The following is a 25,609-nucleotide window of genomic DNA, read 5'->3' as shown; positions in this document are numbered from 1 at the left end:
ATTGTTCTATAAACTAATTGTACAACGACTGAGTGGCATCGTTCACATTTCCAATGGTTATTTTACGTCACTAAGGATCCCCATACTTTAGTTATACTACCAATCGTACTAGAACTCTACTACTATTTGAAGAGAAATTATTTACAAAATATAAGAAACCCCCAGGTAATTTTAACCACTGATTATTCCTAATATTCTTTTCGAAATTAATTTATAGATTTCTTATTATAGACTAAAGAGCACATCGCGTAAGGCGATATGCTCTCATTGTATCTCACTCCCTCCACACGTACGACCATTCGGTGGGCAGCAGCGGAAAGCGTGCCTTCCCGATTTGGGCCGCCGGCAGCTGTCACTGTCTCTGCGACCGCCCTCTCAAAGTAACCGATCCGATCCTCAAGATACTCGTTGATCGGATTGATCCTAGGCTCGTAATCTAACTCGTCGCCGGCTTTCTTGCGAGCCAGCAATTCCATGATGACGGTCCGCAGCTCGCTCTCCTCCGACACAAGTCCTTCGACGAGGCGATCGAATTCGATCGGCGCATTTCAATCGTCTTCTCGATCCAATCGCAGGCAAGAATCGGTCGAAGCACGAAGAAGTATTTTTTGATTTTCACTTGATCTCCCTACAAGTACTCCCGGTAGTTCCCCTTCGCCATATGCAGGTAGTGATGCATACACGAACGCGGAGAGAACGTAAGAGGGGATACACGCCGGATTTGTTCTGCGACCGAACCATTTTCCAAGTACACGATCGGCGACTGCAGCCACTCGAGCAACGGCGGGTTCGACTTGCGGAATAAGTTCAGCGCCTTCTTCAAGTCCCAACCGTTGATGTCCAGCATATCGCTGATCGGCCGCTCGATCACATCCCGCTTCTCGAAGATCGACAAATACCACTCCACCGGCCGGATATAGATGTAACGAACGTCGTAATCACTATCCTTCGACGGGAAGCCCCATGCCCGACTCCCCGATTCGCAAGCGGACAAGATGTTAACGCCTTCTTCCTGCTCAATCCGCTGTAACTCCACCTCAATCTGCTGTCTTACGTCGGACATATGTGGTCCCTCCCTTGTTATGGTTCTAGGCTCATGGCATCCACTCGCTCCGTGAGCGTGGCATACCCTTGCACCGATTGAGCGATATATGAAAGCACCGTGTCGCTCCAGCCGTAGATGTAGAAAGTCCGTTGATCTTGTACCGGTACCATCGTATGGCGATACGGAGCGATGTCTACAATGAAGGCTTTCACGTCTCGGTTCACCTTCGATCGGTACTGCTTCAGCTGCTCGTGGAACGGGCTGCCGCTATTTTGCTGCTCGTCCGTGATCATGATGATCTGATCTACTTTCTCCCGTTGCTGCAGCAGCTTACGCACAGGCGCTCCCGTGTCCGTTCCTCCGCGAGCATGAATACGTTCAGCCTATGTTAAAATGCTGTCCTTGCGCGAAGGCTTCGCATCCATGACCTCGGTATCGAACAGCCAGAACAGCGAGTTCCCCTGTTTCGTATGGTAGCTTGCCGCGTTCGATCCACTCGATCTGCTCGCCTCGACTTGCGGCAGCAATTCCAAGTTTGCTTCCTCTCCGCGCAAATACCGGAACAGCGCCTGCTGCTTCAGATCAGCTGGCTTCGGATGGGCGGTTGCGATCGCGTCCCCCAGGCTGTATCCCCATCCGCGTCCGTTGTACTTGATTGCCCAATACTCGGAAACACCGAATAAGAAACGGTTCACCTGACGTTTGATCGCGCGTCCGCCCTGCCCGCGTCCTAGTCCTTTCACAATGCTGAGGAAATCAGACAAGTCTGCTGGATACCGCACGACCAGGAGGAAGATCTTTACGAACAAATCAGGACGGTAGAGCGAAAGGATCGCTAGTCCGAACAACGGCTGCAGTCGCATAAAGCCTTCGTTTCTTGCGAACACGATCGCCTTAGCCATAAAACTCGGGTTACTCTCCGCCATCTCGTGATGAAGCTGCGCCGCGTCGTTTAGCAGTTCATGTTGATCTGCATAAAAGGTATTCCCCATCGTATTGGTCAGCAGCGCCTGAATGTACTGCTCCTCGCTGGAGCGTGTGAACGCAGGGTAGTTGTCTTTATTCCATATGTTCGGTCGTCGAATGGAACCGAACAGTTGCTTCGCCATACTCATGATTGCGTCACTCCTTCTTTATTGATCACGGTGAGGAAAAAGCGGGATAGGCAGCTGCAGGAGTCGAACCTGCCGTATTGCCCAGGTAAACCATTGTTCCGAATAAGCTCGAAGGAGCCCATCCCATCGCCTCACCGGATTTATTTTCATATCGAAGCGAGGAAAGGTCCAAAAGGTCTCAGCGTCACCCGACGCTTATCAATACTAACCCATTTAGTCGAAGGAACCCTTTCAAGCGCCTCGCTTCGTTATGCAAGAGAGTAAGATCATCGAGGAAGTGGGGGCGGAAAGGCACATGCTGCTCTACCAACTGAGCTACTCCTCCTCTCGGAGGAGGTTGGACTCGAACCAACGACAAGCCGATTAAAAGTCGAAGTAACCCTTCCATGCGCCTCGATGATCTTTCGCCGTCCGCACGTGGTTACGCGTCGTCCATATTCGCTTATTTCCGGAACGACGAACATGGCGAAAGTATTACGACAGGGCATAAACTTCTCCATTTCGCCCATTTCCCTCCCCTGCTACAATGAAAGAACAAGCTATACGCGAACGGGGGATCATTTTTGGCTAAGGAAAGCTTTGATAAGGAAATTCAATTTCTTCGCATGCTCGTGCTTACCAGTGGGGCGTTCAGCAGGCAGCAGTTCGCGGAGCGTCTGGGGATTTCCGTACATACCTTCGACAAAAAGATCCGCCGTCTCAAAGACATCGCAAGCTCCGTGCACCAACAGACGAACGAGGAGCAGAGCGGCCAGCTGGCCGACACCCTGCGTTACAGCTACTACGACTCCTCCGATCCGATGCTGCTGTTCTTGTTCCGTGCGAAATCCGTTAAGGAAACGGAAAGCGAACGCATCTCTTTGCTGCTGGGAGCCATGAACGAGCAAGCGCGGACCGCGATGGAGCCTCTGGATCTATGCTGCGGCGGGCTGTCCTCCGACCTTCCGATGCCTGATGAGAAAACCATTCGCTCAGATCTGAAATATTTGGAAGAGGTCGGCGTCATTCAGCGGGAACCTGGCCCGCGCACTTATCGCTATCGGTTTCGGAACGATCTCGTTCGGGAGCTGACGGAGGGGAGCTGATCGACCTCTATGATTTCGTGGACGTGATGGCCAACACGCAGATTCCTTCCGTTCAAGGATACCTGCTGCGCGATGGACTGAAGAAGCATCAGCTGCGCTATCAAGCCGAGACGCTTGCTGTTGAGCCATTTCTATATAAATATCACTACTACTCGCGGATTCTGGACGAAGCGCATCTGTTCACGCTGCTCCACGCGATCCGGGGGCGGCGGAGAGTGAAGTTCATCTATTCTCTCCTAAGTCCGAAACAAGCTACGCATCCAAGAATACGAACCCCCTTTTCGGAAAGGAGAAACAAGGGAAACTGCATAAGACCCTTCCGCTGAAGATCGTCTACGATCATCAGTACGGGCGCTGGTATCTGCTTGCTCACGGCCGGGAAGGTATTCGGAAATATCACATGGAAGGCATCACGCAAATTGAAGAGGATGAAGCCGTGGCTGAAGAGTGGTTCGAGGAAAAGATTCAACAGCTACTCGAGAGCATTCGGTACAGCTGGCTCATCGATACGAGTCCGCCGGTGACGGTGCGTGCACGTTTCTATAAACCGGAGGGCTCGGAACCGGATTTCATCAAGGAGCGCAGCGTAGTACAACCCCCTGCCCGCGGGTCATGCTGCAAGGGCAATGGGGGCAGATCGTGGCGGAAGATGAGCAGTCGTTTGTGTACGAATTCATCGTGAACGGCACGACGGAAATCAGGCCGTGGCTGCGGAGCTTCGGCTCCAGCTGCGAGATCCTCGAGCCTCCCCGTTTCCGCCGTGAAATGAGCACCGAATGGAAGGAGATCCAATCCTATTATGAATCTGTTCGAGAAAATCTTTAATCATCAGATCCTCTCCCGACTGGAGGACTCCGGTACGTACATGGTTACTTCTCACGAACGGGCATGGCTGAAGACGATGCTTGAGCATCCGGCGGCAGGCGAAGCTTTCACTGGGGATACCTTGGGGAAGCTTCGTTCGCTGCTTGCGTCCGATGAGGCCATGGATGTCTCCAACCATCTCATCGAGAAAGCGTGCAGCATGGAGAAGCAGATCTACCACCCGCTCCTCCGCCCTTGCGTCGGCTCATTATGGACAAGAGCGGCATCCGGATCACCTACGAGATTAAAGGCGGCCGGATCAACGCAGACCACTCCGGTATTCCGTACAAGCTCGAATACTCCATGGTCAAGCGGGAATGGTACCTACTCTGGTACCACCTCCGTCATCGCGCCTTCATGAGCACGAGACTGAAGAAGATTCATGCTATCGCGGCTGAAGCAGTCGATGCTACCAGAGCAGACGAGATCATTCGAAAAGTGGACAGCCTCCTCGAATCTCGTAAAAGCGAAGCCGTCATCGAACTTGTTCGCCAGTATAACGGGGAGCTGTCGCGCATCCTATATGCCTTCTCTAGCTTCGAGAAAGACGTGGAGTATGATTTGAATACCGATACATACAGAGTGAAAGTGACTCTTCTCGGGGATGAATTGGAGTATTTGCTCTCGAAGATTCGTTTTCTAGGGAAACGGGTGCGAGTGCTCGAAGGAGATTACTTGAAGCGGCGCATGCTGGAGTCGTCGTTAAAGTCGCTGGAACGTTATGGGGTATTGCCGATGGACGAGGAAGAGTGAGCTTTTGAATATCCCCCCCCACAAAAACATCTTGAAAAACAATAAACCGTCTCTATTCGAAACGGTTTTGCCCTACCCTTATTTTTATAAATTGTATAATCCTAACTACACATTACTAGGTCAAATCTGAAAAAAATCAATTCACTTCTTTCTTTAGCTTAAATCTAAAACCGAACTTGTCTACATAATCTGGATATTCATTATAAAGATCAACTATTCTGTCTCTGAATCTTCTAATTTCTATTCTACTCAAATCAGAGGCCAGCAGTAATTGCAATGCAAGTCTTGCTCTGTCCTTGCCCAAGCCCAATGCTACTTCTAGCATATTTTCTACGTTCCTTACATTAATCTTGTTATACGAAATTGCAACTTCGATGGCATGTCCCTTCCATTTATGGAATCCGTTTTTATTCATACTATCCATTGCTTCATTAACCCAATTAACTACATAATCATATGGTAGCTTATCAATCAAAATGGTCAATAACGTTTGTCTAAGACGATCCTCGATATCCCATTCGACCAGTTCCTCCATGTAATCAGCCAATGGATTGCTCTCGACAGAAGTTATAGTTAAATTAATAACTTCTTTAGTTCCTTCACTCTCAAGATTATTAGACCATTTCTCAAGCATAACCTTTCTATTCTCTTCTCCAATAACTTCCCAACGAGCAGATATTGCCTCCCGATGAGAGTTAACCGAGGCATCTAAAAATTTTATTAGCAATGCGTTAAATTCTTCACATCCTAAGTTACACCTACGACTTAACTGTCCTATTACTGTAGATCTAGTCGTTGAATCTAAGATTGAAAACAAATCTATCTTCACGTTGGAGTTGTTCTTCATCGGTAAACTTACCCATTCAGTTACTACAGCATCCCAATCAATGTCTTTATACGAGTCACATAAAGATTCAATAAAAATGTTCAAATATCGAGAAGCATTATTATTATAAGGACGACCAGAGTTTAAATAGTTCTGCGACACACTCGCTAAAGTAATAACACAATCGAATATCCAGTTTTTGGCAGCTTCATCTTCAGCCCATAGGTAATGAAAAACATCAAGCCGGTCATTTACTACTTGTTCACACCATCCCAGCCAAATTAAATTATCGTTAATGGGCATGAGGTTTTCTCTAACCGTTGTTAAATAGCCACGTAACTTTTCAGACTGCAAAAGAGTTTTTATAACAGCTGGTGTTTTTGAAGCCCTTTGTTGATTTACTGCAGAATCAAATTCAGATTGGATTTTTTTAATAATATTGGGGATCCCCCCCAAAGTGTTTGCGCGTTCCACTACAATATCTAAGAAAATTTCTTGTGTGTAATCACCTATACTGAAATCAAAATTAGTTTCGCAAAATCCTGATACCCCTGGACTCCTGGGGAAAGTTGTCAAATATTTATTTACCTTTTCAAATTTCTCATCCTCCCACCACTGATCTAAGAGAGGTCTTACAACATCACGAATATGCTTGTACGTTGATTTTGCCATATATTCATTTATCTTTTCAAAATCTGTATCAGTGAATCCACAAAATTCTTCACGATCCATCAGCATTATTAAAGCTGCTAAATCCACGTCATTTTGCACATAGCTGTCGCACCATAATTCACCAGTACCCTCGAGGAAAGCTTCTGTTTTGAAATCATAAGCTGCAACTAATTCAGTAATTAATGCTACTTGGATTGGGTTATTTGATTTAGTCGCCCAAGTCCTTAGCCAAGACGCTAGTTTATATTCCGCTTCAACATTTGTATCTAGTGACTCTCTAATAACTCTGAGCCAGTCGAGAGAGTTAATAATCTTATGCTCCGACGAAGCTTCAAAAATCGATGCGGCTAATGAGTATCCATCATTGTTTTGGATAAATGCATCTTCAAGGTTAGGTGCCAAGTTGGGAATTGCCATTTTACTGATATATACGGGGTTATCAATCCATAAACGTAATAAATCACTCGAATATTCAGAAACAACAATTTTTGAACCATACTCGCTCCACGTGGTGTTGTCATAAGATAAAAACGTTAACAACCTGCAAACTTTTGATGGAGGAAAATCCTTTAAGATATCTATATTGTCTCTGAGAAGCAGATCCCAATTATGAATATCCATATCTGAGATGACATTAAGTTCGGTATCCGCTTCGATTAACGTTTTGATGCAATTCTCAACTTCTATGCCGGGATTATCATCAAAGTCGGAAATAACAGATGAAAATAATATTTCCTTATCCCGTGCATTCAGAATTTCGTAAGATGACTTAAACTCCTCTACTTGAGCATTAAGTAAATAATCCTTGATCTTTATCAATTCAGGTTTTCCTGTTACCGGGTTTAACTTTTCGTTACTAAAATAGATAAATGGTCTAGGATCATTCTTAGGAATACATTTTTCAACACGTGTTAGGAATGCATTAAGTCCATCACTATTTCCATCTTTGCATTCCTCATTTCGAGTTATTAAATACGGGTCAGAAATTAACTTCATAAAATACTCTGGAAAATCAGTTTGAAGTACCGTGAATACTGCAATCGCCAAGGAATTGGCCGACAGTAACTTTTTTCCAGATTCGTGGTCCCGTTTTTTAGCCAGTTGCCAATTTGACGAAAAGGAGTTTAATAAAGCTTTTACCTGCCGCGGTGTTTTTATTGAACTATGAATTAATATACCAAGTACTTTATCTATATTAATATCTGAATCCTCTAACCATTGAATCTCTTGATCTAAAAGTAGCTGCTTAGCGTACCTTTTCATATTCTTTTGTTCCAATATAGGAAGATGAATTTGATAATCAAATGTTTTATTTATAAACTCCGAGACGTATTTATCATCAGACTTGGCATCCTCTAAAATATCTTTTTGCTCAAAGGCAGCTTTGATTCCGTTTCTAAGTACCCCTTCATCGCATGGAATTATAAATGCGCAATCTTTAGAATGTAAAAAAGTTTTGATTGTGTTAAGCGCAGCAAGTAGCTGCTTCGGAGGCAGTCGATCTAGATCATCAAAGACGAGCACAAGTTTACTTCCGTCATTTTTTTCTAGAAATTTATTTACACTTGCTTTGAATCTTGCCTCATACTGATCCCCATGGGTTAAGGGTATTGTCTTTACACTTAGTTGGCTGCCTCGTTGGTAGGAACCTATAAATATCTTTAGTGCACCAACTACTAATGCGATCGTGGACACCGAGATTAAACCTGAAGCAATAGAAGTGAAAGCAGCGCTTTTAAGATAAACAGATATAACGATGGAAATAAGCATTATTAACAAAAAGCCGACTATTGACCACCTGTATAACTTACTTTCTAAAAAGAGTATTGAAAAAATGCCCGCACCGGTAACACTTTCGCTTTTTGTAGATTCATTGTTTAATCCTTCCTCATCGTGAACATTAAGCTCAGCTTGAACCTCACGTACAATTTTTCTATGTAAAGAAGGTGCATCGTCGGCAAACTTCCACACACTAATGACCTTGATAATGAAGTTGTCACCATTCGCTTTATCCACTTCAAGTATTCTTTCAAGTAGTTTTATAACAGATGTTTTTCCAGATCCCCAAGGAGCAAATAAACCTATATGTGTAGGAAAATTATTTTGCTTGAGAAGTTCGTATAGAATCTCAGCCACTTGACTGTATTGAAATTTGTCATCATTGATTTTCTGTAATGGTTTATCTTCTAGAAAATACTTTCTAATATTGTCATTGTTTTTCGATCTTTTAAATTTTTCAAACAAAAGTGTCACCTACTCATCTGTAATATTCCTATGACATTATTCTACAATAAATTACAGTAGATGTAACTAAGGACCTGAAGAGACTAACATTAGCTTCTTTTCTACCAGGCGGATCCTTAAGGCGTCCATTTATCTCACTTAACGTCTGCAATATGATTTACTAGAAGGGAAGATATCACACACGCGCCCTGATCATATATGTTTAAATAAGGTAATCCCGTTTAACAGCATGTATGTAGACAAGCAGTCTACACACGAAACAAATAATGGACACCAGTAATGTTGTTGACTACATCCGTTTTAATTTCTGGCCACAGAAAAACCCAGCCCGCATTCGGGCTGGGTTTTCACCGTTATTTGCTGAAAAAGTTTTGGTAGGTGGACTAAGCTAACCACTTTGGTGGTGACGTTAACAACTACTTATATCCATATTACTCATATTAATCCCTTCTCATCTCAGTATAACATTTCTTACAGTATGCCATCACAGAAACACCTCAATGATTATACAAGCTATAAACCCATAGAATCTTTTTAAGAATCTGCTCCTGAAATTTATATTCCGGTCTACGATTTTCATCATCTGATAGTTCCGAGTTAACGACATGGCGCTTAATATAAACCGTTGTGGCACTGTACGAACAAGGTTTTCGAAAAGCGAGGAGAGTCTAACCCCTATCCCAAAATGAAACCCCCGATATAAGCATTGAAAACCCACTTGTTAATCTATTTGTTTCGTCAACAAACAGTCAACTCTACTATTTCTTTGTCTCTGTTTCACACTTTCACTTCATCTGTACCACTCCACAAACCCGCACCATCACTACACTTTCAACCCTCTGTACCACTCCGCACCAACAAAGCCACCGTTTCAATGTGCCCCGTATGCGGGAACATGTCCACCGGCTGCGCCTCGACAACGCGGTAACCGCCATCGGCGAGGATGCGCAGGTCCCGCGCAAGCGTCGACGGGCTGCACGACACGTACACCACGCGCTCGGGGCGCATGGCGAGGATCGTGTCGAGCAGCGTGCGGTCGCAGCCTTTGCGCGGCGGGTCGACGACGATGACGTCGGGCACGATGCCTTCGCGGCGCCAGGCCGGAAGCACGTCTTCGGCGCGGCCTAACGCGAACTCGGCATTCGTGATGCCGTTGAGCTCGGCGTTACGCTCCGCATCGGCGACGGCCTCGCCGACGATTTCGACGCCGTACACGCGCCCAGCCTTGCGGGCGAGGAACAGCGAAATCGTACCGATGCCGCAATAGGCATCGACGACGGTTTCGCTGCCGGTAAGTCCGGCGTAGTCGACTGCGGTCCGGTACAGCACCTCGGTCTGTACCGGATTAACTTGATAAAACGATCTCGCCGAGATCGCAAAACGAACATCGCCAATCGAATCATAGATGACGTCGCGTCCCCACAGGACGCTCGTTTCATCGCCGAAGATGAGATTGGTCCGATCGGTGTTTATGTTGTGGATGATGCTCGCGATACCGGGAACTTCGGCCCGGATCGACTCTACCCATTCATCCACACGAGGTATCTCCGGTCCGTTGGTTACTAGAACGACCATCACTTCACCGCTGGCCGCACCGAAGCGCACTACAACGTGGCGAAGCAAGCCTGTATGTGTCGCTTCAAGATAAGGCTTGATTCCAAGCCTTATGGCAATCTCCTTCACGAGAGCGACTGCCTGGTCTCCTTCGCTTCCTGAGATCCAGCAGGTATCCATGTCCACGATCCGATGGGAGCCGGGCTCGTAAAATCCAGCGATCAAGCCCCCCTCACGATCCACCCCAGTCGGTACATGCACTTTGTTACGATACCGCCACGGATCGCTCATGCCTAGTGTGGGCCGCACAAGAATTGCCTCCGTTTTATTACTATCGGTAGGAAGCATTGGATTCACGGAGTCAACGATATCGGAATGGTCGCCGATCCGGTTAGCTGCACCCTCACTTCCGTCACTTCCATCAGAATCACCGGAATGACGAATACGAGCACTGGAGTTGTTGGAATGAGCTGTGGAATCCGTAGCAGCAATAGCAGCACTTTCAGCAATCTCGGCTCCACCTGCCCTTTGCTCCTCTGAACACTCATCCGCCAAAGCAACCTCAAACTTGCCGATCCGCTTCAGTGCATCCGCAACGGACTGGCGCTTCCAACGAAGCTGCGCTTCGTAAGACATCGTCTGCAGCTGGCAGCCGCCGCACGCTTCGTACACCGCACAAGGTGCGACGACGCGGTCAGCGCTGTCTTCGAGACGCTGCACCAATCGGGCATGCCCGAAGCTCGACTTCAATTTCTCGACCCGCACGATAGCCTTTTCTCCGGGCAGCACATCGCCCGACACAAAAAGGGTATAGCCCTCAACCCGGCCTACCCCTTCTCCCTCATGGCTAATGCCCACAATGTCGATGCTCACTTCCTGCCCGATCTGCACGGGAAGAGACGCTAAACGCGTGCTGTCAGCCTGAGCAGCTCGCGCTCCCCTTGCTCCGGTCCGAGGAGCCCCACTAGGGCTCATCCCTTCACCCGCGCCTCGCCCCCCGGCCCCGTTGGGGCCACTCACTCCACGCTCCGCCCCACGCATCGCCCCTGCACTTGCACCACGTGTCTCACGCCCCGCCACACGCTCCGCACCTGCACTTGCTGCACCACGCGCCTCGCGCTCCGCGCCGCCAAACCGCTTCCGCCCCGGCTTGCCGCCGGCTCCTGCACTTGCGCCCGCTCCAGGGCGTCTCCGATCCTTTTTCATCGCGGCAAATTCACTCCAGGCTTAATATGATAGCTCGATTCCCCCGACGCATCCACGATAATCGGGATATGCTTCTCCAGCACCGTGCACTCGCACGGCAGCGTTCCGCCGAATTCGCCGTCCAGGTTCATCTGCACGTAATCCGGCGATGTCACCTTCACGTACTTCGTCTGAAAATGCACAAGCCGCGTCTCGGTCAAATGCTCGCCGCGCAGCGCAAGCGACACAATCCGAATAAAGTCCGCCAGGTTGCACTTCTTCAGCACAAACACGTCAAACAACCCGTCGTCCAGCTGCGCATTCGGCGCCAGCTTTTCAAAGCCCGCCACCGAGGTGCTGTTCGCCACGAGAAACATCATCACTTCCTCGTGAATCGTCACCTGCTCCGACTGGATCAGCAGCTCAATCGGCCGCAGACGCGGCAGCTTCTCGAGTCCCTTCATATAATAAGCGAGCTGCCCAAGCATCGTCTTCAGCTTGCTCGGCACCTCGTAGGTCAGCTCCGTCATCGACCCGCCGCCGGCAATATTTATAAAATACCGCTGATTCACCTTACCCACGTCAATCAGCTTCGTATTCTGCTCCACTATCAAGTCGCAGGCATACTCCCAGTGCCGCGGAATGCCCAGCGCCCGCGCAAAATCATTCGTCGTCCCCAGCGGCAAAATCCCGAGCGGCGGACGCACCCGCTTCTCCGCCATGCCGTTGATCACCTCATAGATCGTGCCGTCCCCGCCGGCTGCAATGATCACGTCAAAGCCGCGCTGCACTGCATCGGCCGCCGCCAATGTCGCATCGCCCGCGCCAACGGTGGCGTGGCATGACGTCTCCAAGCCGCCTTTTTCCAGCCGCTGCAAAATTTCCGGTAACCGCTTGCGCATTTCCTCCCTGCCGGAGGTTGGGTTATATATTAATCGAGCTCGTTTCGCCATCGTTCATCCCCTACGCTGTGTCGTCGTTGCTTGCTGCACTATCAAGATATGCGGCAATTTGCCGCTCCATCCACCGGCTCAGCAGCGGATGCGGCAGCATCGCCTGACCGCTGTACCGGTACGAATACCCGGCCAGACGCTCCGGGATCACCGCCCTCGTAAAATACCCATCGCTGATAAACAGCGGCGCCACCACCACCGTCAGCTCCGGATGCCGCCGCGCGGCCAGCTTCATCTTACACGGCGCCTGATTCGGCAGCAGCATCGCAATGTCCGCCTTCGCGAACCCGCCAAGCGCGCGCACCCGCTCCGCCAGCTTCAGCATGCCCTCGCGCCACGCCTTGTGAAACCCCTTCTCATTGCTGCCATGCCCAACCAGAAGCAGCAGCTCGCGCGCCGGATCAACCGACGCCGCCTGCAGCTTTTCCCACAAAATTTGCGCGACATCCGGATCATCGTCCATCGGCGGACACGGGTGCAGCCTCGCCGCCACGCGGAACGGCTCCAAATCCGTCTCCCGCTTCGGCTCTTCCGTGACCCCAAGCGCCCACATAATTTCATCCACATGCGTACTGCCCGACGATACAAAAAAAGGTACCACGATAAGATCGGTTGCTCCCTGCCGTTCCAACTCGTCGATACCGTCTTGAATCAGCCTGCCGTCCACAAGCTCCAAATACGAGCTGAACACCGGCACATCGCCAGGCAGCCTCACTGCCTCCACTGCCTCGTCAACCAAACGCACCCATTCCGCGTCCCGCGAGCCATGGCTAATCACCAGCACACCGTACTTCACCGAATTCAACCCCTTCGCCGGGGAAACCGAAATCCCGATTTTTGTACCTATATGCTAGCGAATCACCCTGTAAAAGTCAATTTGCGGAAGCACATCGCGCGCAAGAAAAATCCCGCCCCGTTCGAACCTAGAAGCTCGAACCTTGCGGGATGCCCGTGAATCTTCTATATCATTACCATCATAACCAAACGGTTATCGGCCCAAACGCTCCAACGACATTTTGTACCCGTCATTCCCATAGTTCAAGCAGCGCTTCACCCGGGAGATCGTCGCCGTGCTTGCGCCCGTTTCCGTCTCGATCTGGTTGTACGTGCAGCCCTTGCGCAGCATCCGTGCAACCTCCAAGCGTTGGGATAGCGACTGAATCTCGTTGACCGTGCACAGATCGTCAAAGAACACATAGCATTCTTCTAAATCCTTCAACGTTAAAATGGCCTCAAACAACTGGTCAATCGATTTATCGTTTAATTTCTTGAGTTGCAATTGATTCATCCCCATTTCAGTGATTCCGCTAACCCTTACAAATTCGACGGAAGGCCTCAATATCCTTCCTTTAAGTTTGCGAAACGTTAAAATTTCTATGCGTTACCACTTTACTTATATAACGTAAACGAATACATCCAGAAAATCAAGCAAAACCGTGACAGGAGTCCAATCCCAACGTTTGCCCAGCACATAGAGTGTAGTATGGAAAACGCCTAATACGGACCGTTACATTCCACTATTCTTATGATAAAGGTTGGGTGAATACCTTGAGCGCAATGCGTAACCAATACTACGATGCCCAAATCAATAATGTCGTTCCGGATCAAGCGGCGGCGAACGCCTACAATCCGGGAGGCTACCCAGGCGTCGGTGCACCATATGGCGGGTACCCGCAGGATACCTACTCGGGCTATCTGCCAGCAGCTCCGACACAGCAATCCACTTCTTCCGGCGGTGGACTGCTCGGCGGCCTCGGCAACATGAAGGATATTAAAGGCTTGATCGATAAAATGGGCGGCATCGAAGGTGTGATGGCGAACATCGGGAAGGTCCAGAAATTTATGCAAATGGCGCAGCAAATGGCCCCGATGGCAAAGCTGCTGTTCGGCTCCTTCCTTGGAAAAGCGGCCAAAACAAACGACAGCGACCTCGATGATTTCGAGGATTACAAACCGCGACGCCGCAAGCGGAGACGCCGGAGAAGAAGACGCAGCGGCGTTTATGGCCCGTACCGCAGCTCGGCCAGCCGCAGAAGAAGCACACGCCGCCGCAGACGCTGATCACATTACGCTGCAGCTATTGCAGTAGCTTACTCCGGGGGATGGAATCGTTCCATCTCCTTTTTTGTTTTCCCATTCTGTAGTTTAACAGCATTTACAATTTACTTTTGTACATAAACTCACACTGTGATCAAGAGCGTCATTCCCCTCCTACTCTCCCTTCGTTGCTCCATATCCTTCTTCCGCCAATCTGTCAAGCGCTTTCAACCATAAATCGACGCGTTTCAACTTGAATAGACACTATTCGACATTTTTTGATAGGTTGTTATTAGAATATCCTTTATCTGTCGTTTACGACGATCAGACCCATACTTAGTCCGATGAAGGTTTTATCCAATACTCAATAAGTGAGGAGCCTACAATGAAAAAGCGCAGTGCAGTTCTATCCTTTTTCCAGTTGAAAAGCTTGTTCTCCAAAATCTTACTCGTATCACTCTTATGCATGGTCATACCGATGATCGTCAGTCTCGTTTATTCCTCCTATTCATCGTCGCGAGCAGTAGAAAAGGAAGTGAAGGATTCCCTAAGCAGCATTGCTCATGAAAAAAAGAACCAGCTTGACCTAGCCCTGAGCGGTATAGGCAGACAGGTTCAATCCTTCTCAAAGGAACCGTTCATTGTCGATTACTTTACGGAACTGACAGACAAGAAAAAAGTAGAACCGCAGCAAAGCCAGCGCATCTCCGATAACCTGGCGCAGCAATACGCGAACGCCGAAGGATTATATGAAAACATTTTTTTCATGGGGAATGACGGAAAAATCTTACTCGACGGGATTGGCGGTAAATCCGTAACTCCAAAGGATAAGCCTGCTGATGCAAAACCGGAGAAAGCTAAGGAAGAAAAGCCGCCTGCACCGGCCGCTCCTGCTGAGACTCCGTCCGGACTGATCTATGGTGACCCTATGGCCTCTCCCGCTACAGGCCGGCCGGTTATTACCGTTTCCTCAAAGGTATTACATCCGGATACCAAGGAAGGGATGTCCAAATTTTATATCCCGATTGATCTCAACACGCTTACCAAGCAGCTTGTTCAAACCGAATCCAAGCTGGGTCTGAAAACATGGATCGTAAACAAGAACGGGATTATTATCGCATCCGAAAACAACGACCAAATTTTACAGATGGATCTTAGCAAGTCCGAAGGTGATCTTGCTGCGTTTTTCCAGCAGGTCCAAGCGGCTCCTACGGGTACCGGCTCGTTCACACTTGACGGCATTCATAACACGGCATCCTTTGTAAAAAGCGAAAAATATAGTATGTACCTTATAACCTTTGCTTCCACTGACGCCTTTTTATCCAGCGTACAGAAGCTGAAACAAGGCTTGATGATGGTCATTGCGGCTAGCATCCTGCTCTCTGCGCTTGTTATCTTTTTCCTGGCCCGCAACATTACAAGACCTGTCCGCATAGCGGCGGAGCATCTTGAAATTGTAGCCGGCGGCGACTTCTCTCATCAGATTTCGGACAAGCTGATGCGCAAGAAGGATGAGACCGGCATGCTGATGACTTCCATCCATACGATGCAGAAATCGGTCCAAAGCATTGTAGCGTCTGTCGCTGAGGAATCGAGCCGTTTGGATGAAAGCGTAACGTTATCGAATAAGCATATTTCGAATTTGAATGTGCAGATCGGCGACGTCTCCGTCACTACCGAGGAAATGTCGGCGGGCATGCAGCAGGCCGCTGCTTCCACGGAAGAAATCAATGCGACCGTAACGGAAATTGGCCAAACGGTAAAATCGATTGCCGTCAAAGCCGAAGGCGGAGCCGCTTCATCGGAAGAAATCAGCAAGCGGGCGCTGAATATGAAGCAGAATGCCGCGATATCCAAGCAATCGGCCGATGAAATCCGGCAAAATGTAAATCGCGGACTGCGCGAAGCGATTGAGCAATCGCAAGCCGTGGAAAAAATCCACGTGCTGACCCATTCGATTTTAGAAATTACGAAGCAGACAAACCTGCTTGCGCTGAACGCTTCCATCGAAGCCGCTAGGGCAGGCGAGGCCGGAAGAGGCTTTGCCGTTGTTGCCGGTGAGATCGGCAAGCTTGCCGAAAACTCAAGAAATACAGTTACCGAAATTCAAAAGGTAACGGAAACCGTCATTCTTGCTGTAAACAATTTAAAGCAAAATTCGGAATCCGTTTTGAACTTTATTGAAACGAAGGTCATTACCGACTACAGCGCCATGGTTGAAAACGGCGAGCAGTACTATCAGGACGCGGAGTATGTGAAAGATCTGGTTACGGATTTTAATCGTACGGCGCAGGAGCTGGACTATTCGATCGACAGCATCGTCAAGGCGATGAACGAGATTTCCGTTGCCATCAATGAATCGGCGGAAGGCACACAGGACATTGCCCAGAAGGGTTCCGTTGTACAGGGCAACACAGGTGAGGTTGTTAAAATCCTTGAGGAAACGAAGGAAAGCTCACTCCGTCTGAAGGAAGCGATGTCTAAGTTTAAGGTGTAACGTGCAAGTCTAATGATGAAATTGAAAAAAAAGCATGGTTGGCAAGGCTAGCCCTTCACGGGCTTGTCCGCCGACCATGCTTTTCTGTTTGTCGCTAAGCTCCCATGAGCGCTAGCGCTATTTTGACCACTCGACCTTCGAGCCTACGGGAACGATCTGCACCCATGTTTGGCCGGAAAGCAGCTTAACCGGCTTCCCGTTCTCGTAGGCTGTGATGATGCCTCCGGTACGCTTCCACTCGATGGGCCGGATCATGCCTCCGGCTGCGTAGTAGCCTTGGCCCGGACCGTCTATGTTGACATCGCGGCGGCCCACATCGTCCAGGATTTGATGCTCCGCCTCTACGATCAGCACATTGGCCGCCGTCAGCGTCTCGCCGGTATCCTTGTCCTGATGCGGCTCGCCTTCCATATAGCGCTCATAGCGCTTCGTGCTCTCGTTGTACTTGTACTCCACGTCGTAGCCGCGTATGTATTCGGCGCGCACAGATGCCGCAGCCTCTTTCCCGGCTGACGCCCCGGCAGGCACGGCCGCTCCATCGGCGGCAGCCTTCCCGCTGCCGGACGCAGCGCCGCTTGCCCCGGCACCGCCGCCGGCCGTGCCGCTCGGCGACGCCGAAGCCGCCACGCTCGCGCCGGGCGCCGCCTCGCCCTTGCTGCCGGCTTGTCCGGCGGCTTTGCCCGCGCCTCCGCCCGCTTCCGCCGGCGCCACATACAGCCCCGCCGCAACCGCCTCGGCGTTGCTCATAAAGGCCAGCGCGCCGCCCTTCCATTCGGCGCGAAACTTCTTATCCTCCGCGCCCTCGCGAATTTTCGCTATGCTCGTATACAAATTATGCGGCGCTTTGCGTGAGCTGTCCCGCCAATAATACTTATCATCGCCATACACCTGGTCGAAATGATTCAGCTTATTGCGCTGCATCAGCTCCATCGCATCCGGGCTCCAGCCTGCATGCACCAGCAGCGCATCATGCCCGTCGCCCAGCTTGACCAAATACGGGCGAATACTGCGCACCGGCCCGATCCGCTCCGCCGGGCTGCTTTGATAGATCGCCACAAACCGCGTGATCTCGCCTTCCGCCAGCACCTCGTATACGACATCGGCCTGATGCAGACCAGATTGCGGCCGTGCGGCAGGCGAGTTCTCCACCATCACCGCGACCGGCCGATCCTTCACTTCCTTCTCGGCGGCCAGCCCCGTCAGCGGAAAGCGAAACACGGGCTCCTTCACCGTTTCAACGACCTTGGAATCCGGCGGAGCTTGCTCCGCAACGACCGGCTTAGCAGCGGGCTCTTTCCCCGAGAGACCGCAGCCGGACAGCAGTACAGCCGTAGATGCAGTTAACGCAAAAAGACGTTTTTCCCAACCCATGACCTTCCCCGTCCTCTCCATCATCTCATGTGTTCTATAAGTTTGACGGAAGGAGAGCCATTTGTCCACCCTTTTTGCCCAGGTTTATCCAAGCCATTCTGACAAGCCTATCATCAGCAGCAGACCGAGAATAAAGCCGAACGTCGCCGGTCTTTCGTGCCCGTGACCATGGCTTTCCGGAATCAATTCCTTATATACGATAAACAGCATCGCGCCCCCGGCAAACGCAAGCCCATACGGAATTAAGCCGGACACGAAGGCTGTTAGATGATACCCGACAATACAGCTGAGCAGCTCCAGCACGCCGGTAATGAATGCGAATAAAAATGCCGGCCAGCGCTTTACGCCCTGCGTCACGAGAAACAATGCCGTCAGAAAGCCCTCCGGCGCATTTTGCAGCCCCATCGAAATCGCCACAATCGGCCCCAGCGTCTCATCGCTGCTGGAGTATCCGACCCCAACTGACAGGCCCTCAGGGATGTTATGCAAAGTCATCGCGGCGAGAAAAAGCAGCGCCTTGCCGCCCAATTCAACGCCAAATCCATTTTGCTCAAGCAGCCGTTGCTGCCCCTCCGAGTTATGCTCTGGATCGACGTGCGGAACGATCTTTTCCAGCAGAGTGAGTACGAGTGTGCCGAGCAGTACTCCGATCGTCAGCACCAGCATGTTTGAAAGCTTTAGTGCGGACGGAATCAATCCGTATGTGGATGCAGCCACCATGACGCCGGCCGTAAAAGCCAATAAAATATCTTTCCAACGGTGTGACACTGTTTTAAAGAAGAACACCGGCAGCGCGCCAAGGCCAGTTGCCAGCGATGAAGCGACGCCGCCCATTAACATATCGTACATATTTGTGCCTCCCGAATGCTTGTACTTTAGCAACATTCATTATAGTATGATTCGGCCAAGCAAAATAGTATGTTTTCGTCTTACAGAGAACTTTATTAACGAATATAAATATTTATGCTTCAAAGTCTATACTCCATTTATACTCCAAATCGCCATACACTGTGACTAAGCGACCCGTACTGATAGCTGCGGTGCAGCAGCGACGCTTGTCTTGCACTATCTGCAGCTCCCATCGCGTAAAACAACGGAATAAAATGCTCCCGGCCATACGGCGGAACCGCATCCGACGCGTGCGGCGCCAGCTCCTCGTACCGGAACAGCTGCTCCAAATCCCACTGCTGAAGCCGATTCGCCAGCCAATCGTCGAACTCGACCGCCCAGCTCTCCGTGCCCCCCTGCCAGTTGATCCGCCGCAGGTTGTGCACCGTACCGCCGCTCGCGATCATCAGCATCTCTTCGCTCCGCAGCGCCTCCAGCGCCCGACCGACCGCATACTGCTGCTCAGGCGTAAGCCCCGGATTCACCGACATCGCCACCACCGGAATGTCCGCCTCCGGATACATCAGCCGCAGGACGACCCATGCCCCGTGATCAAGTCCCCTCTGCTCATCGAACGCAGCATCTACTCCCTGTTCCTTCAATAAAGTGTGAATCCGCTCCGCCATTACCGGCACATCGACAGCCGGGTATTGCATCTCATACATTTCGGGCGGAAATCCGCCAAAATCGTAAATCGTCTCATACGTGCCGTTCACCCGGCTGATCTGCTGAACCGGCTGCTCCCAATGCGCCGAAAACAACACAATCGCCTTCGGGCGCGAAGGCAGCATCCGCGGCAGCCCGTTTAAAAAATCGGTGTACTCGTTTTGCTGAATCGCCAGCAGCGGCGCGCCATGCGCGATAAATAGGCTGGGCATTTTTGAAGATGGCGTCATCGGCTTTCCCTCTTTTCAATTTCGTTTGAACTTTACTTGTATCTATTTTAGTTTACTTGTATCTTGTGAACTCGATTTATGTCCCGACTACTATCTCACGCAATTAACTTACTTTAAGTTAGTTACTTCATTACAATATACCCCGCCTCTTCTCAAAATGCAACTCTTCCACAGATGTACAAAAACGCCAATCATCACGGATCGATGGTTGGCGCCAATTTCTCGGTACACTGTTCTTGTAGTTCATATCCACCTTAACTATTGATATGAAGCCATAGTAAAGATAACATTGCGGCCACCTGAATCTATTTCCTCGTGGGTAAGCGCTGCAAACCATCTTTCTTTTTCATGATAGATATACAAACCATTAGGAAAGCTATTTACATTGTCTAATAAAAAATCGAGTTTGATACGGATAATCTGATTTCTCCCGAAATCCCTTAATTTCGACCCCAGATGATAGATATCCCAAAAAACAAATACTTCATCATCTCCAAAAGCTGGACGGGTCTTGTTTTCAAACTCAGTAATGGTTAAATATAAATGATTTGTGTTCTCATCTAAACATGACCATAGAAAATATCCTTCCTTACCTTTGCAATATTCTTGATAATGATCGCTAGCTGTATCAATGAATTGAGCATTAATTTTTTCTTTTAATTCAGTTGGTAGTTGGACCAGCGATAAATTTTTTAAGTTTAAATTATTTTGTGACACTTCAAGATACGTATTACTTCGCAATTCATTACCCTCTTGAATGATTAACTCCTCTATTATAAAACCCTTGTAGTTCACTCTATACTCACTAAAATAAAGCTCACCTAGTTGATCCGGTGAAATTTGGGTGCCACTTAGAAATAAATAGTTACGTAAACACAAATTTGTCGTAGGTATGTCAACTGGTTCAATGAATCCAACAAATGAATTGCGATTATAGCTTATATCAAAAGTTCGAGATACCTGGTTTTTTTTAATTCCTTGGTTTTTATTTTTAAATTCGATGCTTCTGACAATCTTTACATTTTCGTAGGGGAATTTAATCAAATTATTCATTCCAAGAGTTCCTTTCATTTCGATTTTTTAAAAAATAGAAGATATAGAAATGCATCTATGTCTTCTTTTGAAACATACGACCCGCATTGGACGGTCCTTCTGCAATGGTTCTAAGGTTCTGCAACTCTATCACCTGCCAGATCATCCATGTTTCCTACCAGCATAGAGCGAAATACTCATGCAAAACCGTCTCATCCAACACGTTAAAATAGCGACATAAGTTACAGTAAAGCAATACTTTCGTTTCTTTTCTATCATTTACCATAAAATTATAATGTAATAGGCTTAAAATACAATTTATGGAGATGAGGAAGATGAGAAAAAGTAAATTGGTTAGTACCTTGTTGGCATGCTTGATGTTCTTATCGGTTTTTGTTATTTCCCCTCTTCCGAAGGTCGCAGCCGATGAAGCTTCTGCTGCCGCGACAACCCGTACGCCCGTCATTTTCGTTCATGGACTTGGCGGCTCGGACAGCAATTTTGCCTATATTAAAGCATTCTTGCAAAGACAAGGCTGGACAAGCAATGAACTGTACGCCATTGATCTCCCTAGCAAGCAGGGGAACCAATGGTTAAATTCCGCTGCAATCGACCGTTTCGTCGACGAAGTCCTGGCCAAGACTGGCCACAGTGAAGTAAACATTATCGCACACAGCATGGGCGGAGCAAACAGCTTGTATTACATCCTAAACCGGGGCGGAGCTTCCAAAGTAGACAAGCTGATTACTCTTGGAGGCGCAAATCGCCTTACAACGAGCGTTGCTCCGGATGGAGTAGACGTGACGTCCATTTATTCGACAAGTGATACGATCGTGACCAACAGCCTTTCGCGATTGATCGGCGCAAATAACATCCAGATTTCCGGTGTATCGCATATCGGCCTTATTTTCAGCTCCCGAGTCAATGAACTGATCCTTACAGAACTAAACCAATAGAGCTTTCCCCTTGCATAAACGTGAAAAAGGTACGCCGGCAACAACTGGCTGCCTTTTTTTGTTACGTTCTCCTCCCGTCTCCCCTCCTATTTTTCTGGTATCATAGAAGAAACGAACAACTCGGACGATCCCATTTTTACAGGAAAAAAGGCAGGTTCTAATCGATGGCGAACAGCTTCCCATGGAGTGAAGAAAAAATAAGAAGGTTTTGCGGCTTGTTTTCGTTTGAAAAAGGGGAGGTTTATTTTCAGCAGAAGCGAGTCACCTTCCTTGAGTTCAACGAAAAGTCTGCGGTTTACGAGGCTGAGGTTCAAGGGAAACGAAGCTATTTCGTAAGCGTTCATCCGCAGCGTAATGGAGAATTGTACGCAGAATGCAGCTGTCCGGCTTATGAACAGTACGAGGATCCCTGCAAGCATATTGCTGCCGTGCTGCTCGAGATTCGTGAACGGGAGCTGGAACAAGAGGATTGGAATACGACCCATGCCGACGCAAGCGCCGATGCTTTTTCAGAAAAGGTCGTATCCGATGATCCTCTGAGGCAGAACGCGCCCGCCAATCACGGCGGATTATCCTATAAAGAGCGGCAAATGGCGAGCAGCGTGCTCGGTTTGTTTGCGGACAAGCCTGCGCGCCCAACCGGGAACCGGTCGGTGTACGATACGAGAACCGTGCTGGAAACGGAAATCATCCTGCAAACGGTCCCTTACGGAGTTCAGAAGCATATGCTCGGCATCGCTTTAAAGCTCGGCCCCAAACGTCTCTATATTGTGCAAAATGTAAAAGAGTTTCTGGAGCGGATGGATCGCAAGGAGCCCCAGGTGTTTTCCAAGCAGTTTACGTACGACCCGCAGCTGCACAGCTTCGATGCCAAAACGGACGCCGTGCTTCAGCTTCTCATCCACATTCAGCGCAACGAAGCCTTATATAAGGAAACGGCGAATGCATCGTATATGCTCGGCTCTTTTTCAAGGAGCAGCGCCAACAGCAGGACATTGCTGGTCCCGCCGATTTTTTGGGAGCGGCTGCTGCCGCTGCTTCTGGAGGCGCCGTCGGTGACGCTCGAGCAGCACGGCCATTCGTACCATGGGCTGCAGCTTTCCGAGGAAGCAGTACCGCTTCAGTTCACCGTCGATGAAGCGCCCGGCGGCTCGTACCGCTTGGAGGTGGACGGCCTTGAGAACATCACCATACTGGAGCTTTACGGCGTCGTGCTCCATGAAGGAAAGGTGCTGCGCCTTGGCGATGAGCACTGCCGCAGGCTTGGCGAGATCCAGCGCCTGCTTCATTCGTCCCGCAGCCGGCACCTGCTGATTCCGCCCGAGCAAATCGAGCCCTACGTCGAAAAGGTCGTCCCCGGCTTAATGCAGCTCGGCGCTGTGCAAATCGCGGGTACGATTTCCGAGCGGATCACGCAGCTGCAGCTGCAAGCCAAGCTGTATCTCGACCGCGTCAAAGATCGGCTGCTGGCGGGGCTCGAGTTCCACTACGGCAGCATCGTGATCAATCCGCTGGAGGAAGCGGCGGGAATTTCCGGCCGAACCGCTTCGGACCGGATTTTGATCCGTGACGGCGAACGGGAAGCGCGCATTTTGCAGCTTATGGCCGGGAGCGGATTTATTCAAAATGAAGCCGGATATACCCTTGTAAGCGAGGAAGAAGAATTCGAATTTTTATCATACGTCGTCCCGGAGCTGGAGAAGCTGCTTGACATCCATGCCACCAGCGCGGTGAAGGCGCGGCTGTTCAGCGGTCCGGTTTCCCCGGTCGTCAAGGTCGATGTCGATGAACGGACGGATTGGCTGGAGTTTCGTTTTGAAATGGAGGGCATCTCCGAGAAGGATATCCGGCAAGTATTAAAGGCGCTCGAGGAGAAGCGGAAGTATTACCGGCTGCCCAGCGGAGCGCTTATGCCGCTCGAGCGTGAGGAGCTGCAGGAGATGATCCGTTTTCTCAACGAGGTTGGCGTTCGTTCCGCCGATCTCAAGGGTACGGGGCTGCGTCTGCCGCTTGCCCGCGGCGTACACGGAATCGAGGCGGACCGCCATGGCCGTTCGGTCAAGCTGGGACGCTCCCTGCGCCAGCTGCTGGAGCATATGCGCAACCCGGATCACCTCAACTTTCCGGTTCCGGAAAGCCTCGCTCCCGTGCTTCGCGATTACCAGGCGTACGGCTACCAGTGGATGAAAACGTTAGCGCATTACCGCTTCGGCGGCATTTTGGCCGATGATATGGGGCTTGGCAAGACGCTGCAGAGCATTGCCTTCCTCGTCTCTGTGCTTGAGGACATCCGCAGCTTGGGTCAGCCGGCCCTGATCGTTTCTCCCGCGTCCCTTATTTATAACTGGCGCAATGAGCTTGCCAAATTTGCACCGGAGGTTCGCGCAGTCATTATCGACGGCTCGAAGGCGGAGCGTATGCGAATGATGTCCCGCTCGACGGCTGATGCCGGTACCGGTGACGCTGCTGGTGCTGACGTGTGGATCACCTCGTACCCGCTGCTGCGGAAGGATATGGAGCTGTACGCGAAACACGAGTTTCACACGCTGTTTTTGGACGAGGCGCAGGCGTTCAAAAACTACACCACCCAAACGGCGCAAGCGGTAAAAACGATCGCCGCCCGTTATCGGTTTGCGCTGACCGGCACGCCGTTGGAAAATTCGCTCGAGGAGCTGTGGTCGATCTATGACGCCGTGTTCCCCGAGCTGTTTCCGAGCCGCAGGGCGTATCAGGAAATGTCTCGCGAGACGATCGCCCGGCGGGTCCGCCCCTTCCTGCTGCGCCGTGTGAAATCCGACGTGCTGCAGGAGCTGCCGGAAAAAATCGAAACGCTCCAGTCCTCCGAGCTGCTGCCCGAGCAAAAAAAGCTGTACGCCGCTTATTTGGTCAAGCTGCAGCAGGAGACGTTAAAGCATATTGAGGACAAGGGCTTTGAGAAAAACCGCATCCGCATCCTCGCCGGTTTAACCCGGCTGCGCCAAATTTGCTGCCATCCCGCTCTTTTCGTCGAAGGTTATAGAGGGAGCTCAGGCAAGTTTCAGCAGCTGCTGGAGCTCATTGACGACTGCCGCAGCGCGGGAAAACGCATGCTCGTGTTCTCGCAGTTTACCGAGATGCTGGGCTTAATCGGACGCGAGCTTGGCTCGCAGGGCATCCCGTTCTTTTATCTTGACGGCAGCACCCCAGCGGCCGAGCGGGTGGAGCTGTGCGCCAAGTTTAATGAGGGGCAGCGCGACCTGTTCCTCATCTCGCTAAAGGCGGGCGGGACGGGGCTCAACCTGACCGGCGCCGATACGGTCATTTTGTACGACTTATGGTGGAACCCTGCCGTGGAGCAGCAGGCCGCCGACCGTGCCCACCGTATGGGGCAGAAAAAGGTCGTGCACGTTATTCGCCTCGTCGCCGAAGGAACTGTCGAAGACAAGATGTACGCGCTGCAGCAGCGCAAGAAGCATCTGATTGAAGAGGTTATACAGCCGGGGCAGGAGACGCTATCCTCCTTGTCCGAGCAGGAGGTTCGAGAGTTGTTAATGCTCGGGTAACGTTCAAGGATAAAAAAATGGACCGATCACGTGAGTTCGTGATGGTCCATTTTTTTATTCAGGAGGACTGGATTCTTTCCCTCTATGAGGGGTA

15 protein-coding genes and 3 pseudogenes are annotated in these 25,609 nt (G+C 50.0%); 6 read left to right on the top strand and 12 right to left on the bottom strand.

Features of this window, described 5'->3' with window-relative positions; all coding sequences use genetic code 11:
* Positions 1-206 precede the first annotated feature (206 nt).
* From GQS10_RS16075 to GQS10_RS16070, 3 genes and pseudogenes are all read right to left on the bottom strand, one after another.
* Positions 207-1,063 (bottom strand): annotated as a pseudogene (locus GQS10_RS16075) (nucleotidyltransferase domain-containing protein).
* A gap of 17 nt (positions 1,064-1,080) precedes the next feature.
* A complete protein-coding gene (locus GQS10_RS23240) occupies positions 1,081-1,419 on the bottom strand; it encodes a hypothetical protein (protein WP_481850125.1) in 339 nt (112 codons plus the stop codon).
* A 9-nt stretch (positions 1,420-1,428) separates the two neighbouring features.
* Positions 1,429-2,160 (bottom strand): hypothetical protein, encoded by a 732-nt coding sequence (locus tag GQS10_RS16070; protein ID WP_243735209.1) that lies wholly within the window; start codon positions 2,158-2,160, stop codon positions 1,429-1,431.
* A gap of 563 nt (positions 2,161-2,723) precedes the next feature.
* Between GQS10_RS16070 and GQS10_RS16065 the strand changes: the two are divergent.
* Both GQS10_RS16065 and GQS10_RS16060 read left to right on the top strand, forming a co-directional pair.
* Positions 2,724-4,070: pseudogene (locus GQS10_RS16065) on the top strand (helix-turn-helix transcriptional regulator).
* A pseudogene (locus tag GQS10_RS16060) lies at positions 4,045-4,862 on the top strand (WYL domain-containing protein). The pseudogenes GQS10_RS16065 and GQS10_RS16060 overlap by 26 nt, the downstream one beginning before the upstream one ends.
* Positions 4,863-4,998: 136 nt before the next feature.
* On the opposite strand, the gene GQS10_RS16055 reads toward GQS10_RS16060, so the two are convergent.
* The 5 genes from GQS10_RS16055 to GQS10_RS16035 all read right to left on the bottom strand — a co-directional run bounded on the left by GQS10_RS16055 (position 4,999) and on the right by GQS10_RS16035 (position 13,575).
* On the bottom strand, positions 4,999-8,604 hold the full coding sequence (locus GQS10_RS16055; protein WP_166243998.1) for a KAP family P-loop NTPase fold protein: 3,606 nt from the start codon (positions 8,602-8,604) through the stop codon (positions 4,999-5,001).
* A gap of 831 nt (positions 8,605-9,435) precedes the next feature.
* Positions 9,436-11,364 (bottom strand): 23S rRNA (uracil(1939)-C(5))-methyltransferase RlmD, encoded by a 1,929-nt coding sequence (gene rlmD / locus GQS10_RS16050; protein WP_243735208.1) that lies wholly within the window; start codon positions 11,362-11,364, stop codon positions 9,436-9,438.
* Positions 11,361-12,296 carry a diacylglycerol kinase gene (locus GQS10_RS16045; RefSeq protein WP_166243996.1) on the bottom strand — a complete coding sequence of 312 codons (936 nt, stop codon included), beginning with the start codon at positions 12,294-12,296 and terminating at the stop codon, positions 11,361-11,363. The genes rlmD and GQS10_RS16045 overlap by 4 nt, the downstream gene beginning before the upstream one ends.
* 10 nt (positions 12,297-12,306) lie before the next feature.
* A complete protein-coding gene (locus GQS10_RS16040; protein WP_341805085.1) occupies positions 12,307-13,092 on the bottom strand; it encodes a sirohydrochlorin chelatase in 786 nt (261 codons plus the stop codon).
* Between the two features lie 192 nt (positions 13,093-13,284).
* Entirely contained in the window at positions 13,285-13,575 is a 291-nt protein-coding gene (locus GQS10_RS16035) for a YerC/YecD family TrpR-related protein (protein ID WP_166244113.1), read from the bottom strand.
* Positions 13,576-13,835: 260 nt separating this feature from the next.
* On the opposite strand from GQS10_RS16035, the gene GQS10_RS16030 reads away from it, so the two are divergent.
* Both GQS10_RS16030 and GQS10_RS16025 read left to right on the top strand, forming a co-directional pair.
* On the top strand, positions 13,836-14,357 hold the full coding sequence (locus GQS10_RS16030; RefSeq protein ID WP_166243994.1) for a tyrosine protein kinase: 522 nt from the start codon (positions 13,836-13,838) through the stop codon (positions 14,355-14,357).
* A gap of 361 nt (positions 14,358-14,718) precedes the next feature.
* Positions 14,719-16,830: a methyl-accepting chemotaxis protein gene (locus GQS10_RS16025; RefSeq protein ID WP_166243992.1), complete on the top strand. Its 2,112-nt coding sequence runs from the start codon at positions 14,719-14,721 to the stop codon at positions 16,828-16,830.
* A gap of 117 nt (positions 16,831-16,947) precedes the next feature.
* Here GQS10_RS16025 and GQS10_RS16020 read toward each other — a convergent pair whose 3' ends face one another.
* The 4 genes from GQS10_RS16020 to GQS10_RS16005 form a co-directional block, all read right to left on the bottom strand.
* Complete coding sequence (locus GQS10_RS16020) at positions 16,948-18,201, bottom strand: DUF3048 domain-containing protein (RefSeq protein WP_166243990.1); 1,254 nt, start codon at positions 18,199-18,201, stop codon at positions 16,948-16,950.
* Positions 18,202-18,285: 84 nt separating this feature from the next.
* Positions 18,286-19,050: a ZIP family metal transporter gene (locus GQS10_RS16015; protein ID WP_166243988.1), complete on the bottom strand. Its 765-nt coding sequence runs from the start codon at positions 19,048-19,050 to the stop codon at positions 18,286-18,288.
* A 137-nt stretch (positions 19,051-19,187) separates the two neighbouring features.
* Positions 19,188-19,985 (bottom strand): DODA-type extradiol aromatic ring-opening family dioxygenase, encoded by a 798-nt coding sequence (locus GQS10_RS16010; protein ID WP_243735207.1) that lies wholly within the window; start codon positions 19,983-19,985, stop codon positions 19,188-19,190.
* Between the two features lie 258 nt (positions 19,986-20,243).
* Positions 20,244-21,056, bottom strand: coding sequence for a hypothetical protein (locus GQS10_RS16005; RefSeq protein WP_166243986.1), 813 nt, complete (start codon positions 21,054-21,056; stop codon positions 20,244-20,246).
* 296 nt (positions 21,057-21,352) lie between these two features.
* Here GQS10_RS16005 and GQS10_RS16000 point away from each other — a divergent pair, with 296 nt between their 5' ends.
* Positions 21,353-21,973 (top strand): esterase/lipase family protein, encoded by a 621-nt coding sequence (locus GQS10_RS16000; protein ID WP_279538015.1) that lies wholly within the window; start codon positions 21,353-21,355, stop codon positions 21,971-21,973.
* 164 nt (positions 21,974-22,137) lie between these two features.
* The gene (locus GQS10_RS15995; RefSeq protein WP_166243982.1) at positions 22,138-25,515 is read left to right on the top strand and encodes a DEAD/DEAH box helicase; all 3,378 of its coding nucleotides are present in this window, start codon (positions 22,138-22,140) and stop codon (positions 25,513-25,515) included.
* The last annotated feature ends 94 nt before the right edge of the window (positions 25,516-25,609 follow it).

Origin of the sequence: Paenibacillus turpanensis (genome assembly GCF_011421635.1) — a bacterium.
Classification (GTDB): Bacteria; Bacillota; Bacilli; order Paenibacillales; family YIM-B00363; genus Paenibacillus_AK; species Paenibacillus_AK turpanensis.
This window is presented reverse-complemented; position numbering and strand designations above follow the sequence as displayed.

Coding starts and splice junctions, on each gene's coding strand:
- GQS10_RS16070 (WP_243735209.1), bottom strand. CDS start 2,160: ATGAGTATGGCGAAGCAACTGTTCGGTTCCATTCGACGACCGAACATA.
- rlmD (WP_243735208.1), bottom strand. CDS start 11,364: ATGAAAAAGGATCGGAGACGCCCTGGAGCGGGCGCAAGTGCAGGAGCC.
- GQS10_RS16045 (WP_166243996.1), bottom strand. CDS start 12,296: ATGGCGAAACGAGCTCGATTAATATATAACCCAACCTCCGGCAGGGAG.
- GQS10_RS16025 (WP_166243992.1), top strand. CDS start 14,719: ATGAAAAAGCGCAGTGCAGTTCTATCCTTTTTCCAGTTGAAAAGCTTG.
- GQS10_RS16020 (WP_166243990.1), bottom strand. CDS start 18,201: ATGGGTTGGGAAAAACGTCTTTTTGCGTTAACTGCATCTACGGCTGTA.
- GQS10_RS16015 (WP_166243988.1), bottom strand. CDS start 19,050: ATGTACGATATGTTAATGGGCGGCGTCGCTTCATCGCTGGCAACTGGC.
- GQS10_RS16010 (WP_243735207.1), bottom strand. CDS start 19,985: ATGACGCCATCTTCAAAAATGCCCAGCCTATTTATCGCGCATGGCGCG.
- GQS10_RS16005 (WP_166243986.1), bottom strand. CDS start 21,056: ATGAAAGGAACTCTTGGAATGAATAATTTGATTAAATTCCCCTACGAA.
- GQS10_RS16000 (WP_279538015.1), top strand. CDS start 21,353: ATGAGAAAAAGTAAATTGGTTAGTACCTTGTTGGCATGCTTGATGTTC.
- GQS10_RS15995 (WP_166243982.1), top strand. CDS start 22,138: ATGGCGAACAGCTTCCCATGGAGTGAAGAAAAAATAAGAAGGTTTTGC.